13 protein-coding genes are annotated in these 12,840 nt (G+C 67.3%); 5 read left to right on the top strand and 8 right to left on the bottom strand.

The window, feature by feature from the left end; all coding sequences use genetic code 11:
- Positions 1-41 precede the first annotated feature (41 nt).
- Positions 42-1,073 (top strand): amidohydrolase family protein, encoded by a 1,032-nt coding sequence (locus tag WG921_RS03920; protein WP_340107896.1) that lies wholly within the window; start codon positions 42-44, stop codon positions 1,071-1,073.
- A 78-nt stretch (positions 1,074-1,151) separates the two neighbouring features.
- On the opposite strand, the gene WG921_RS03925 is transcribed toward WG921_RS03920, so the two are convergent.
- The 6 genes from WG921_RS03925 to WG921_RS03950 form a co-directional block, all read right to left on the bottom strand.
- Entirely contained in the window at positions 1,152-2,360 is a 1,209-nt protein-coding gene (locus tag WG921_RS03925) for an ABC transporter substrate-binding protein (protein ID WP_340107897.1), read from the bottom strand.
- Between the two features lie 26 nt (positions 2,361-2,386).
- Entirely contained in the window at positions 2,387-3,397 is a 1,011-nt protein-coding gene (locus tag WG921_RS03930) for a branched-chain amino acid ABC transporter permease (RefSeq protein WP_340107898.1), read from the bottom strand.
- A gap of 1 nt (position 3,398) precedes the next feature.
- Positions 3,399-4,277, bottom strand: coding sequence for a branched-chain amino acid ABC transporter permease (locus WG921_RS03935; protein ID WP_340107899.1), 879 nt, complete (start codon positions 4,275-4,277; stop codon positions 3,399-3,401).
- Positions 4,278-4,286: 9 nt separating this feature from the next.
- Positions 4,287-5,000, bottom strand: coding sequence for an ABC transporter ATP-binding protein (locus tag WG921_RS03940; RefSeq protein WP_340107900.1), 714 nt, complete (start codon positions 4,998-5,000; stop codon positions 4,287-4,289).
- Positions 4,997-5,779: an ABC transporter ATP-binding protein gene (locus WG921_RS03945; RefSeq protein WP_340107901.1), complete on the bottom strand. Its 783-nt coding sequence runs from the start codon at positions 5,777-5,779 to the stop codon at positions 4,997-4,999. The genes WG921_RS03940 and WG921_RS03945 overlap by 4 nt, the downstream gene beginning before the upstream one ends.
- Before the next feature lie 296 nt (positions 5,780-6,075).
- A complete protein-coding gene (locus WG921_RS03950) occupies positions 6,076-7,227 on the bottom strand; it encodes a M20 family metallopeptidase (protein ID WP_340107902.1) in 1,152 nt (383 codons plus the stop codon).
- Between the two features lie 164 nt (positions 7,228-7,391).
- Here WG921_RS03950 and nudC point away from each other — a divergent pair, with 164 nt between their 5' ends.
- Positions 7,392-8,357: an NAD(+) diphosphatase gene (nudC, locus tag WG921_RS03955; RefSeq protein ID WP_340107903.1), complete on the top strand. Its 966-nt coding sequence runs from the start codon at positions 7,392-7,394 to the stop codon at positions 8,355-8,357.
- Between the two features lie 73 nt (positions 8,358-8,430).
- Here the strand turns inward: nudC and WG921_RS03960 are convergent, their stop codons facing one another.
- Both WG921_RS03960 and WG921_RS03965 read right to left on the bottom strand, forming a co-directional pair.
- Positions 8,431-8,820 (bottom strand): DUF2852 domain-containing protein, encoded by a 390-nt coding sequence (locus tag WG921_RS03960; RefSeq protein ID WP_340108007.1) that lies wholly within the window; start codon positions 8,818-8,820, stop codon positions 8,431-8,433.
- Between the two features lie 111 nt (positions 8,821-8,931).
- Complete coding sequence (locus WG921_RS03965) at positions 8,932-9,552, bottom strand: TetR/AcrR family transcriptional regulator (protein ID WP_340107904.1); 621 nt, start codon at positions 9,550-9,552, stop codon at positions 8,932-8,934.
- An 80-nt stretch (positions 9,553-9,632) separates the two neighbouring features.
- On the opposite strand from WG921_RS03965, the gene WG921_RS03970 reads away from it, so the two are divergent.
- The 3 genes from WG921_RS03970 (at position 9,633) to WG921_RS03980 (ending at position 12,755) form a co-directional block, all read left to right on the top strand.
- The gene (locus WG921_RS03970) at positions 9,633-10,427 is read left to right on the top strand and encodes a TrmH family RNA methyltransferase (protein ID WP_340107905.1); all 795 of its coding nucleotides are present in this window, start codon (positions 9,633-9,635) and stop codon (positions 10,425-10,427) included.
- 510 nt (positions 10,428-10,937) lie between these two features.
- A complete protein-coding gene (locus tag WG921_RS03975; protein ID WP_340108008.1) occupies positions 10,938-11,423 on the top strand; it encodes a CoA-binding protein in 486 nt (161 codons plus the stop codon).
- 39 nt (positions 11,424-11,462) lie between these two features.
- A complete protein-coding gene (locus WG921_RS03980) occupies positions 11,463-12,755 on the top strand; it encodes an O-acetylhomoserine aminocarboxypropyltransferase (RefSeq protein ID WP_340107906.1) in 1,293 nt (430 codons plus the stop codon).
- Positions 12,756-12,840 lie beyond the last annotated feature (85 nt).

Here is a 12,840-nt window from a genome sequence, read left to right on the forward strand (position 1 = left end):
GCGCGCGCAGCGCTCTTCTATGCGGGGAAAGGGAGACGCTGATGGAGAACGTGATCATGCCGCATCTCGACGTGCGCCCGGACTGGCTGGCGAAGCGGGTCGAGGCGGCGCTGGAGCCGGACCGGCGGATCATCGATCCGCATCATCACCTCTGGGAGCGGCCGAACGCGCGCTATCTGTTCCATGACCTGCTGGAGGACGTCTCCTCGGGCCACACCATCGTCTCCACGGTCTATGTTCAGTGCCGCTCGATGCACCGGGCGGAGGGGCCGCCGGAGCTGGCCCCGGTCGGCGAGGTGGAGTTCGCCGCCGGCGCCGCGGCGATGGCGGAAAGCGGCCATTACGGGCCCTGCCGGATCTGCGAAGGGATCGTCGGGACCGCCGATCTCACCCTCGGGCCCCGGCTCGGGCATGTGCTCGACGCGCTGGAGGCGGGCGCGAACGGGCGGCTGCGCGGAATCCGGATGCCGGTGGCGCAATCGGGCGATCCGAACATCGTCGGCAGCGTCAACGCCCCGCCCGCGGGGCTGATGCGCGAGGAGAGCATGGCCGAAGGCGTGCGCGAGCTTGGCCGGCGCGGGCTCGCGCTCGATATCTGGATGTTCCAGACGCAGTTGAAGGAGGCGTTGACGCTCGCGCGCCGCGCGCCGGACACCACGATCGTGATCGATCATGTCGGCGGGGTGCTGGGCATCGGCGGGTTCGAAGGGCGCCGGGAGGAGACGTTCGACGGCTGGCGCGCCGACATGACGGCGCTGGCGGAGCTGCCGAATGTGCGGGTCAAGCTCGGCGGCCTGGCGATGCATACGGTCGGGTTCGGCTTCGAGACCGAAGACCTGCCGCCCGCCTCGGAGACGCTCGCCGCGGCGTGGCGGCCCTATATCGAGACCTGCATCGGGCTTTTCGGCCCCGGGCGGGCGATGTTCGAGAGCAATTTTCCGGTCGACAAGGGGCAGGTGAGCTACACGACCTGCTGGAATGCGTTCCTGCGGCTGGCCGCCGGGTGCTCCGAGACCGAAAAGGACCAGCTTTTCCGCGCGACCGCGGCGGAGACCTACCGGCTTTCGGCCTGAGGCCCGCCCCGGCGCCATGAAAAACGGCCGCCCCGGACAGGGGCGGCCGCGAACGAGAGGCCGGAGAGAGGGCGCCGGTCAGCTGCTTTCGGCGGCGATCACGTCGCCGAAAAGCTCGAAGGTCTCGCCGGTGAATTTCTGCAGGCGCATCGCCTCGATCGGGGCGAAGTCTTCCGGCGAGGTGGAGACGGTGACGCCGGGCAGCAGCATCGGGATGCGCAACTGCCGCAGGTTGGCGGCCTGCGCCATGATGTTCTCACGGCTCAGATCGTCGCCCGCCTGCTCCAGAACCTTCACCAGCGTGCTGGAGACGGAGTAGCCATAGGCGGTGAAGCTGGAGGTCTGGTCGCCGTTCGGGTGCCATTTGTTCATGAACTCGCGCCAGGCCTGCATCTCCTCGTTGTCGGCGTATTGCGGATCGGAGGGGTCCATCTGATAGGCGGCGGACATGACGCCCTGCGCGGCCTCGAAGCCCGCCGGCTTCATCACCGCGCCGACCGAGATCGAGACGTTGGTGACGTAATGCGTCGGCTTCCAGCCGATCTCATGGGCCTTCTTGATCGCCTGAGCGGCGAATTTCGGCGTCGTGACGTTGAGGAAGGCGTCTGCGCCGGACGCCTTCAGCGAGATCATCTGGCTGTCCACGGTCGGGTCCATGGTCTCGTAAGGCTGCTCGTTGATGATCATCGAGACCTTGTCGCCGAGGCCCTGCTTGAAGCCTTCGACGTAATCCTTGCCGAAATCGTCGTTCTGATAGAGGATTCCGATCTTGGCGTCGGGCTGGGTCTCGAGGATGTGCCGCGCGTAGATCTTCGCTTCGGTCTGGTAGTTGGGCTGCCAGCCCATGGTCCAGGGGAAGTGTTTCGGATCGTTCCATTTCGACGCGCCGGTGGCGACGAAAAGCTGCGGCACCTTCTTCGCGTTCATGTATTTGTGGATCGAGGTGTTGGTGCCGGTGCCGAGGCCCTGGAAGATCAGCGCGACCTCGTCGCTCTCCACCAGCTTGCGGGTCTGCTCCACGGTCTTGGGCGGGGAGTAGCCGTCGTCATAGCTGATGAACTCGACCGTGCGGCCGTTGACGCCGCCGTTCGCGTTCAGCATCTCGAAGAACTTGCCGATCGTCTCGCCGATCTGGCCGTAGGCCGAAGCCGGGCCGGAATAGGGCATGGTGTTCCCGATCTTGATCGAGGTCTTGCTCACGCCGACCGTGTTGGCGAGCGCGGGGCCGGCCCGGAGCGCGAGCGCGCCGGCGGCCGCGCCGATGAGGGATTCTCGTCTCGTGATCATGTTTCAGTCTCCCTTGGATCTTGTCGTCATCGACTGTTGAACAGCCTTCTGAGCTTGCCCGCTCCGGAGTGGATCAGGCCGCCTGCGCCTTCCGGGGCGAGGTATATCATGAGGATCAGGAACACGCCGTAGATCGCCCCGGAGAGCCCTTTCGAGATCTCCTCCGCCACATTGGGCACGAAGACGATGAAGGCCGCGCCGATCAGCGCGCCGGGCAGCCAGCCGACGCCGCCGACCACGATCCCGACCAGAAGCGCGACCGACAGCATGAAGGTGAAGCTGTCCGGCGCGACGAACTTGACCACGATGGCGCTCAGCCCGCCGGCGACGCCGGTGATGAGCGCGCTGATCCCGAAGGCGGCGGCCTTGTAGAGCGCGGTGTTGACGCCCATCGACTGCGCTGCGATCGGGTTGTCGCGGATCGCCATCAGCGCCCGCCCGGTCCTGCTGGCGACGAGGTTCTTCGCCAGCCAGTAGAGCAGGATCCCGACGCCGAGCGTGAAGAAATAGGTCCAGATTCCGGGGTCGATCGGCAGGCCGAACGGCACCGGCGCGTCGAACGTCTCGGAAAAGACGACGATGCCCTGAACGCCGCCGGTGAACTCCTCAAGCACCGAAAGCCGGAGGAACTGCGGCGTCGCCACGGCCAGGGCGAAGGTGGCGAGCGCGAGATAGATGGCCTCCAGCCGGAGCGCGGGCAGGCCGAAGAGAAAGCCGACCATGAAGCAGATCACGCCGGCGGCCGGCAGGGTGAGCGCGTAGTGAACCCCGGCCATCTCCACCATGATCGCGGTGGTGTAGGCGCCGACGGCGTAGAACGCGCCATGGCCGAGCGAGAACTGGCCGTTGATCCCGGTCAGGAAATTCAGCCCCATGATGGCGATCGCGTAGACCAGCATCTGCGTGACCTGGAAGACGAAGAAGCTCTTCGTGAAGAACGGCAGCGCGATCAGGACGACGAGGACGCCGAGATAGCCCGCCCGCGCCAGCGTGAAAAGCGGCGCGGCGGTCGGGGCGGTTTCGTTGGTTGACGCCATCTCAGACCCTCTGCACCACGCGGCGGCCGAAGAGCCCCGTCGGTTTGAACACCAGAACGACGACGATCAGGAAAAGCGCGATCGGCAGCTTCAGCTCGCCGCCGACGACGGGAATATACGTCCCCGACATGTTTTCGATGATCCCGACCAGAAAGCCGCCGAGCACGGCCCCGCCGGGGCTGGTCAACCCGCCGAGCACGGCGCCGGCGAAGCCGTAGAGCAGGATCGCCAGCATCATGTTCGGCTCCAGGAACACGACCGGCGCGATCAGGATGCCGGCGACCGCGCCGATGGCGGAGGCCATGCCCCAGCCGAGCGCGGTCATGAAGTTGACCCGGATGCCGACCAGACGCGCGCTTTCGGGGTTGGCCGCCGCCGCCCGCATCGCGAGGCCGACGCGGGTGAAGCGGAAGAACGCCCAGAGCAGCGCGAGCACCAGAAGCGTCACCCCGATCATGCCGGCCTGATGCTTGCTCATCAGGCTGCCGGCGTAGAGCGGGCCTTCGCCGAACGGGCTCGGCATCGGCTTGATGCTGAAATTCCAGATGAAGCCGGAGGCCGAGTTGAAGATGACGAAGAGCGCGATGAAGACGACGACATGGCTGAGGACCGGCGCGTTCTGGATCGGCTTGAACACGATCCGCTCCAGCATGAATCCGCCGATGAAGCTGATCACGATGGCGAGCGGGATGACGATGGCGTAGGGCAGGCCCCAGGTCAGAAGCTGCCAGGCGATGAAGGTGGAGAAGGTGGCCATTTCGCCCTGGGCGAAATTGAGGTGATGGATCGCCTGGTAGATCATCACCACCGCGAGCGCCATGCACGCATAGATGCCGCCATTGGCGACGCCGGAGACGATCTGCTGCAGGAAAAGCTCCATTATGGCTCCTCAATAGCCGAGATAGGACGCGCGGACGCTGTCGTCCTCGCGGATGGATTTCGCGTCGCCCGACCGCACGATGGCGCCGGTCTCGATGATGTAGGCGTGATCGGCGAGCCCGAGCGCGAGCGAAGCGTTCTGCTCGACGATGAGCATGGAGACGCCCGCGTCCTTCTGGACGTCGGCCAGAATCTGGAAGATCTGCTTCACGATCAGCGGCGCGAGGCCGAAGGACGGCTCGTCCAGCAGCATCAGCTTCGGGCGCAGCATCAGCGCCCGGGCGATGGCCAGCATCTGCTGCTCGCCGCCGGACAGGGTGCCGGCCTGCTGCTTGCGGCGCTCCCTGAGGCGGGGAAAGTAATCGTAGGCGCGGTCGATATCGGCCTGAATGTTCGAGTTCGCCGGCCGGCTCATCGCGCCGAGCATCAGGTTCTCCTCCGTCGTCATGGAGGAGAAGGTGCCGCGCCCTTCGGGGATATGCGCGACGCCGAGCCGGACGACCGCCTCCGGCGCGAGCCGCAGGATCGGCCGCCCGTCGAGGATGATCTCGCCCTGGGCGCGGATCATGCCGCAGATCGCGCGCAATGTCGTGGTCTTGCCGGCGCCGTTCGCGCCGAGGAGGGCGGTGACGCCGCCCTTCTTCACCTCGAAACTGACGCCGCGCAGCACCTGGAGATTGCCGTAGGACGCATCCAGCCCGTTCACTTCGAGAATGGCGCTCATTCCTCCACTCCGAGATAGGCGGCGATCACGTCCGGGTCCTGCTGCACGTCCGCCGGCGAGCCTTCGGCGATCTTGCTGCCGAAATTCATCACCACGACCCGGTCCGAGATCGACATCACCAGCGACATGTGATGCTCGACCAGAAGCACGGTCACGCCGCGCTGGTCGCGGACCCGCCGGATCAACCCGTCCAGCGCCTGAACCTCGTCATGGTTCAGCCCCGCCGCCGGCTCGTCGAGCAGGAGGACCTTCGGGTTGGTCGCCAGCGCCCGCGCCATCTCGACCCGCTTCTGCCAGCCGAAGGGCAGCCCCGAGACCGGCAGGTCGGCGATCGCCTCGAGGTCGAGCCATTCGATCAGCTCATCGGCCACGCTGTCGATCTTCCTGCGCTCGCGCCGGGCGCGGCCGAGGCGGAGCGCGTCCGTCAGCGGGTCGCCCGCGGTCGCGGAATGGGCGCCGACGCGGATATTGTCCCTGACGGAGAGATTGGAGAAGGCGGCGACGTTCTGGAATGTCCGGCCGATGCCGAGCCCGGCGATCTTGTGCGCGGGCAGCTTCAGGATCGAGCGGCCCTCCATCTCGATATCGCCGGAGGTGGGGGTGTAGAGCCGGCTGAGGCAATTGAAGAGCGTGGTCTTCCCCGCGCCGTTCGGGCCGATCAGGCCGAGGATTTCGCCATCGAGAATGTCGAAGCTGACTTCATCCAGCGCGACGATCCCGCCGAAACGCACCGTGACGTCCCGCACCGCGATGACTGTCGACGCTCCGTTCGCGCTCATTCGGCTCCGCCCTCTGACGGGCTGAGGTCCTGATCGGAGCATGATCGTGCTGAACGGACGTTGCGCGATAGAATCGCCGTCACAATTCGGCCCCCTGTTTTGTCCTGGCCGAGCGTTCGTCGGCGACTTCCCGTTAAAAAGACAGAATTCGCCGCGGTGATCAAGAGTTGTGCGTGAAAGTAACTGTGATATGACAATAATATGTCTTGGCGCGGCGTCGCGGCGCCGCGGGAAAGGCCGCGCGCGGCGGCGCATCCCCCGGCGCGACCTGGAAAGCCGCGCCGGGGGCGTGTCGATTATTCGAGCCGTTCGAACAGTTTCACCCAGGTCTCGGCGCGCGGCTTCAGCGATGAGACCAGGATATGTTCGGACAGCGTATGCGCGCCCGCGCCGTCCGCGCCCATGCCGTCCAGCGTCGGCACGCCGAGCGCGGCGGTGAAGTTCCCGTCCGAGCCGCCGCCGCTCACCGTGGTGTGGCGAAGGTCGAGGCCATGCTCGCGGCTGGCCGCGCGGGCGATCTCGAAAAGCGCCTCGGATTCGGCCGTCATCTCGTAGGGCGGGCGGTTCATCCCGCCTTCGATCTCCAGCGCGACATCGGGGTCGTGCGGCGTCAGCGCGTAGATGCGCCGGGTCATCTCCTCGCCGTCGGCCTCGGTCAGCACCCGCATGTCGACATCGATTCGGCATTCGCGCGGGACGACGTTGACCCCGGTGCCGCCGGCGACCATGCCGACATTGAGCGTGACGCCGCGCTCGTAATCGGTCATCGCCTCGATTTCGAGGATCTGGCGGGCGATCTCCCTGATCGCGCTCCGGCCCGCCTCGTGATTCACGCCGGCGTGCGCGGGGCGGCCGGTGGCGCGGATCGTGAACCGGGCGACGCCCTTTCGCGCCAGAACCACGCGGCCGCCGTCGCGGGCCGGCTCCGTCACCAGCGCGTATTTCGCGTTGGCCGCTTCGGCTTCGATATGCTTGCGGCCGAACGGGGTGCCGACCTCCTCGTCGGGCATGAACAGGAAGGTGACCGGCAGCCGGCTCCGCTCGCCTTTTCGCGCGAGATGGCGATAGGCGTAGAGCGCGAGATAGGCGCCGGCCTTCATGTCGTAGGAGCCGGGGCCGTAGAACTTGTCGCCCTCGCGCCGGATCGGGTTCTCGGCGTCCTTCACGCCGATCGGATGGACGGTGTCGTAGTGGCAGAGCACGAGGAGGCCGGGCGCCGCGCCGTCATGGCCGGGGCTGCGCGCGCGGATGAGATCTCCCCATCCCGCCTCGCCGGGAATGCGGTCCACCACGAGGCCGAACTCGGCGCACTGGGCTTCGACCAGATCGGCGATGCGGTTCACGGCGTCGCGATCATCGGACGGGCTTTCGATCTCGACCCATTCGCGAATCCCCGCGAGCATCTCCTCGGGGTCGATCGTCGGTATGTTGGTTGCGGGAGCGGTCATTGGGGGCCTTCCTTGCGGGCTTGTCTGCGTGCGTCCCGGCGGGACGGGACAGCGTAGAGCCGATCGCGCCTCCGATGAAACCGTCTCCGCCCGGATTTCGCGCCCCGGACGCGATCACGATTCGCGGACTTGCTCCTCCCGGAGCGAGCGGGCAATCTCCGCGAATGATTCCAGAATCCGAAGTCACGTTCGCCGGCAGCTTTCTCGACCGGGCGGACCGTCTCCGCCGCGACGAGGCCGATATCGCCCGCCGTCTCGCCGATCCGGCCAGCCGGGTCTCGCCCCTGTGGCGCGGCAAGCCGCTCTTCGACATGACCGAGGCGGGGCCGCGCCTCGCCTGGCTCTCCGCCGCGGAGCCGCTGGTCGTCGATTGCCCGGAGGCGCCGATCTTCATGGGGATCGACGAGGCCGGCGTCTCCTATTTCACCGCGGACGTCTCTCATATCGCGCCGCCGGACGAGAAGCCGGCCAGCTTCGTCGACCGGCGGACGCTGGATCTCTCCGCCACGCGAAAATTCATCGATCTCCGCGCGATCATGGGCGATATCGACCATCGCGACGCGGGCATCGCGGCGGCGGCCAAGGGCATTTTCGAATGGCGCACGACCAACGGCTTCTGCGCCAGTTGCGGCGGCAAGAACGTCGCCAGCCACGCCGGCTGGCGGTTCGACTGCCCCGATTGCGGACGCCAGCACTTCCCGCGCACCGACCCGGTCGTGATCATGCTGATTCTCGACGGCGACCGGGTGCTTCTCGGCCGGCAGGCGGTGTGGCCGGAGCGGATGTACTCCCTTCTCGCGGGCTTCATGGAGCCGGGCGAGACGGTGGAGGAGGCGGTGCGCCGCGAGGTGATGGAGGAGACGGACATCCGCGTCGGCGAGGTGCGCTACGTCACCTCGCAGCCCTGGCCGTTCCCGGCGTCGCTGATGATCGGCTGCGTCGGGCGCGCCGAGAGCACGAAGATCACCGCCGACATCCATGAGATGGAGGATGCGATGTGGGTCTCGAAGGCCGAGATCGTGGAGGCGCTGGCCGGCCGCTCCGACCGCATCGCGCCGGCGCGCAAGGGCGCGGTGGCGCAGGTGATCCTGAAATGCTGGACCGAAGGATTGATCCCCGACTTCACGTGACCGGAGACGGGGGGGGGCGTGCGCGAATGGAGCCCGCGCCGCAGGCTCCATCACGGCGTCGCGCCGGCTCCGCTCAGGCGGAGACGGGGCCGCCGGGCGCGGGGCTGTCGCCGTCTCCGCGGCCGCGATCGGCCATGAACTGGTCGAATTCGGCCTTGTCCTTGGCGCGGCGCAGCTTGTCGAGGAAGCTGACGAAGGCCGACCGCTCCTCCTCCAGCCGCCGCAGGGTCGCTTCGCGATATTCGTCGAACGCGGCGTTGCCCGTCGCTTCGACCGGCGCGGCTTTCCTGTGAGCGCGGCCCCAGCCGCCTTTGTTGCATCCCATCCTACCACTCCAGAGCATATAAAACAGAATCGCCAGACCGACCGGCCAGACGAAGATGAAGCCGAGCACCATCGCGGCGATCCACGCCGGCCGCCCCTTCGAGTCGAGCCAGGCTTCCGCGCGTCTCGGGTAGTCCATGAGCTTGTTCACCCTGTCCGTCTCCTTCCACCCAATGTTAATGTTAATCACATTCACATAGGTGGGTGAACGCCGCCCCGCCGTCAAGAATGCGCCGCGAAAAAAAGCGCGTCAGTCCGCGTCGGGGAGAAAGCCGAGCCCGCGAAGGTAGATCGCGGCGGCCGCCTCGAGGAGGTCCTCGGCCTCGATCGGGGTGCGCCGCCGCGCGTGATCGCCCCGGCCGAACAGCGCGGTGATGCCGTGGGTGAGCCCCCAGATATGATAGGCCATCATCAGGACCGGCGGCCGCCTCCCCTCCGGCAGGTTCGCGGCCAGCGCCGCGCAGGAGCGTTCGAGCGTCCGGAACGCCCGGTCCGACGCGGCGCGAAGCTCCGGGTCCTGTTCGGGCGAGACGCCGGCCTCGAACATGGCGGTGAAATAGGCGGGCTCCACCCTGGCGAAGCCGAGATAGGCGCGCCCGACCCGCTCGAACGCCGAGAGGGCGGAGGGGCGCCCATCGTCCCACGCCGCCTCCAGCCGCGCCGCCAGAAGCTCGTAGCCGCGCCGCGCGGTCTCGACGATCAGGTCGTCCCGGTCCTTGAAATGCCGGTAGGGGGCCGCCGGGCTGACGCCGGCGCGCCGCGCCGCTTCGGCGAAGGAAAACCCGTTCGGGCCCTTCTCCGAGATCAGCGACAGCACCGCCTCGACCAGGGCCGATTTGAGGTTGCCGTGATGGTAATTGTCGCGCGCCATGGAGACGTATATGGCCCGAACCGGCGACGGGAGCCAGCCGCGCCCGTTTCCTTTCGCGGCGGCCCGCGCTAGGAGAGGCCATGAACGAGAAGAGACCGCAAAAGCCCGCATGGGTGATCGAGAAGGAGCGCGCGCTGCGCGACGGCCCGGCGCCGGTCTGGCTCTTCGGGCTTCACGCCGTGCGCGACGCGCTGCTCAATCCGGCGCGAACGCATGAGCGGCTGATCGTGACGCGAAACGCCGCCGAAAAACTCCGCGACGCGTTCGAGCGCGCCGGCGTCGAGCCGGAGATGGCGGATCCGCGCAGATTTCCCGCGCCGCTCGACCCCGGCTCCGTGCATCAGGGCGCGGCGCTGATGACGCGGCCGCTCGAATGGGGCGCCGCCGCGGAGATCTGCGCGCCGTCGGATTCCGACCCCGCGCCGCTCGTCGTCTTTCTCGACCGGGTGACGGATCCGCACAATGTCGGCGCGATTCTCCGCTCGGCGGAGGTGTTCGGCGCCCGCGCCGTCATCGCCCCGCTCCGCCACGCCGCGCCGGAGACCGGCGCGCTGGCGAAGGCCGCGTCCGGCGCGCTGGAGCGCCAGCCCTATCTGCGCGTGAAGAATCTCTCGGCGGCGATGGAGAGCCTGCGCGGGCTCGGCTATCGGCTGGTCGGGCTCGACGGCGCGGCGGAGGCCGATATCGGCGCGGCGGCGGCGGCCCCGGGCCCGCTCGCCGTGGTTCTCGGCGCCGAGGGGCCGGGTCTGCGCGAGAAGACCCGCGAGACCTGCGACCTGCTGGCCCGGATTCCCTCCGCCGCCGCTTTCGGCTCGCTCAACGTCTCCAACGCCGCCGCGGTCGCGCTGCACCGCGCGCGGGAGGCGCGGCGCTGAGCGATTCGGTCGCCGCCGGAGTGATTCGCGCTGAAGCCGGATTATGCGCCGCGCGCCGCGCGCCAAAAGCAACGCGCGGTCGCCGGGGGCTGTTGCAACAATAAGTTGTGATCATCCGGCCTTGGCGGGCGGGCGGGGCGCCTTTTTGCTCAGCCCCGGATCATGATGTTGATTTCGTGAGGTTTTCTAGCCTGGCGCGCGCCCCGCGGCGGCGGGCCTGTGCAAAAGCTAACATCGAGTGCAACAAACCGACATAAAAATGAGAGCGCGGGCTGGCCATTCTCTGCTATAAGACCCACATGAGTTCTGAAGGCGGGCTCGAAAGGTCTCCTTCATCCACTCACTGTCCCTCGTTCTGACTGCGCCCGCTTCGGCGGGCGCATTTTTTTTGAGGTGAGGGGGGCCCGCTTCGGCGGGCGCATTTTTTTTGAGGCGAGGGGCCCGCTTCGACGGGCGCATTTTTTCGTGGCGAGGGCTGGACAGGCGCCGCGCCTGCTGCATCATCCGCGCATGACCCATTCCGACGCCGAACTTCGCGCCATTCTGGATTCCGTCAAGACCGTCGCGATCGTCGGCGTTTCGACCAATCCGGTGCGCCCCTCCTATTATGTCGCGCGCTATCTGGACCTGAAAGGGTATCGCGTGCTTCCGGTCAATCCGGTCTCCGCAGGGCAGGAGGTCTTCGGGGCCCGCATCGCGCCCTCGCTGAAGGCGCTCGCCGAGGCCGGAGAGACGGTGGACATGGTCGATATCTTCCGCCGCTCCGAAGACGCCGGCGCCGTCGTCGACGAGGCGCTGGAGCATCTCCTCGGCCATGGGTTGAAGGTGATCTGGATGCAGATCGGCGTGATCGACGAGGCCGCCGCAGCGCGGGCGCGCGAAGCGGGCGTGACCGTGGTGATGAATCTGTGTCCGAAGATGGAATACCAGCGTCTCTTCGGGGAGCTGGCGATGGGCGGATTCAACACGGGGCGCTTGTCCTCGAGACTTACTTGATTTAAGCGCGAGTTATTCTCATGCAAAAAGGAGGCCGGGATGGCTGACCGCACATACGGATTCGATACGCTCCAGATTCACGCCGGCGCCCGCCCGGACCCCTCGACCGGGGCGCGGCAGGTGCCGATCTACCAGAACACGGCCTATGTGTTTCGCGACGCGGACCACGCGGCGGCGCTCTTCAACCTTCAGGAAGTGGGGTATATCTACACCCGCCTCAACAACCCGACGGTCAGCGCGCTGCAGGAGCGGGTGGCGGCGCTGGAGGGCGGGGTCGGCGCGGTGGCCACGGCGTCCGGGCTCGCGGCGCAGATGCTGGCGCTCTTTCCGCTGATGGAGCCGGGGGCGAATTTCATCGCCTCGACCCGGCTTTACGGCGGCAGCGTCACCCAGTTCGGCAGCAGCTTCCAGCGGTTCGGCTGGGAATGCCGTTTCGTCGATTTCGAGGATCTCGCGGCGGTGCGGGCGGCGATCGACGACAACACCAAGGCGCTTTTCTGCGAGAGCGTGGCCAACCCGGGCGGCTACATCACCGATCTCGAGGTGATCGGAAAGATCGCGGCGGACGCGCGCATTCCTCTTATCGTCGACAACACCTCGGCCAGCCCCTATCTCTGCCGCCCGTTCGAGCATGGGGCGAGCATCGTGGTCCATTCGACCACGAAATATCTCTCGGGGAACGGCACCTCCATGGGCGGAATCGTGGTCGACAGCGGCAAGTTCGACTGGACGGCCTCGGGCAAGCATCCGGCGATGTTCGAGCCGCAGCCGGCCTATCACGGCCTGAAATTCCATGAGACGTTCGGCCCGCTCGCCTACACCTTCTACGGAATCGCGGTCGGCCTGCGGGATCTCGGCGGCTGCGCGGCCCCGATGAACGCGTTCCAGACCCTGCTCGGCATGGAGACCCTGTCGCTGCGGATGGAGCGGCATTGCTCCAACGCCAAGAAGGTCGCGGAATATCTGCAGGGGCACGAGGCGGTGGAGTATGTCTCCTACGCCGGGCTGGAGGATTCCCCCTACGCGGCGCGGGCGAGGAAATACACGCCGAAGGGGACGGGCGGGCTCTTCACGTTCGGCGTGAAGGGCGGCTATGACGCCTGCGTGAAGCTGGTCGACAACGTGAATCTCTTCTCGCATGTCGTCAATCTCGGCGATACGCGCTCGCTGATCGTCCATGCGGCCTCCACCACGCACAGGCAGCTGACCGATGAGCAGATGGTCGCGGCGGGCGCCGGGCCGGAGGTCGTGCGCCTGTCGATCGGGATCGAGGATCCGGACGATCTGATCGCCGATCTGGATCAGGCGCTGGCGAAGGCCGCCGCGGCCTGAGCGAAAAGACGCGCCCGCCGGTCTGGCGCGGCGACGCCCGCCCGCATAGAATCCTCGCCGGCGAAGCCGACGAGGAGCCGGCGCG

The sequence above is a fragment of the Paludibacillus litoralis genome (genome assembly GCF_037646705.1).
Lineage (GTDB): Bacteria > Pseudomonadota > Alphaproteobacteria > Rhodobacterales > Rhodobacteraceae > Pikeienuella > Pikeienuella litoralis.

Excerpts from the sequence above, each read along its gene's own strand:
- WG921_RS03975 (WP_340108008.1), top strand. The coding sequence starts at position 10,938 with ATGACCCATTCCGACGCCGAACTTCGCGCCATTCTGGATTCCGTCAAG.
- WG921_RS03935 (WP_340107899.1), bottom strand. The coding sequence starts at position 4,277 with ATGGAGCTTTTCCTGCAGCAGATCGTCTCCGGCGTCGCCAATGGCGGC.
- WG921_RS03920 (WP_340107896.1), top strand. The coding sequence starts at position 42 with ATGGAGAACGTGATCATGCCGCATCTCGACGTGCGCCCGGACTGGCTG.
- WG921_RS03950 (WP_340107902.1), bottom strand. The coding sequence starts at position 7,227 with ATGACCGCTCCCGCAACCAACATACCGACGATCGACCCCGAGGAGATG.
- WG921_RS03925 (WP_340107897.1), bottom strand. The coding sequence starts at position 2,360 with ATGATCACGAGACGAGAATCCCTCATCGGCGCGGCCGCCGGCGCGCTC.
- WG921_RS03945 (WP_340107901.1), bottom strand. The coding sequence starts at position 5,779 with ATGAGCGCGAACGGAGCGTCGACAGTCATCGCGGTGCGGGACGTCACG.
- WG921_RS03980 (WP_340107906.1), top strand. The coding sequence starts at position 11,463 with ATGGCTGACCGCACATACGGATTCGATACGCTCCAGATTCACGCCGGC.
- WG921_RS03940 (WP_340107900.1), bottom strand. The coding sequence starts at position 5,000 with ATGAGCGCCATTCTCGAAGTGAACGGGCTGGATGCGTCCTACGGCAAT.
- WG921_RS03970 (WP_340107905.1), top strand. The coding sequence starts at position 9,633 with ATGAACGAGAAGAGACCGCAAAAGCCCGCATGGGTGATCGAGAAGGAG.
- nudC (WP_340107903.1), top strand. The coding sequence starts at position 7,392 with ATGATTCCAGAATCCGAAGTCACGTTCGCCGGCAGCTTTCTCGACCGG.
- WG921_RS03960 (WP_340108007.1), bottom strand. The coding sequence starts at position 8,820 with ATGGACTACCCGAGACGCGCGGAAGCCTGGCTCGACTCGAAGGGGCGG.
- WG921_RS03930 (WP_340107898.1), bottom strand. The coding sequence starts at position 3,397 with ATGGCGTCAACCAACGAAACCGCCCCGACCGCCGCGCCGCTTTTCACG.
- WG921_RS03965 (WP_340107904.1), bottom strand. The coding sequence starts at position 9,552 with ATGGCGCGCGACAATTACCATCACGGCAACCTCAAATCGGCCCTGGTC.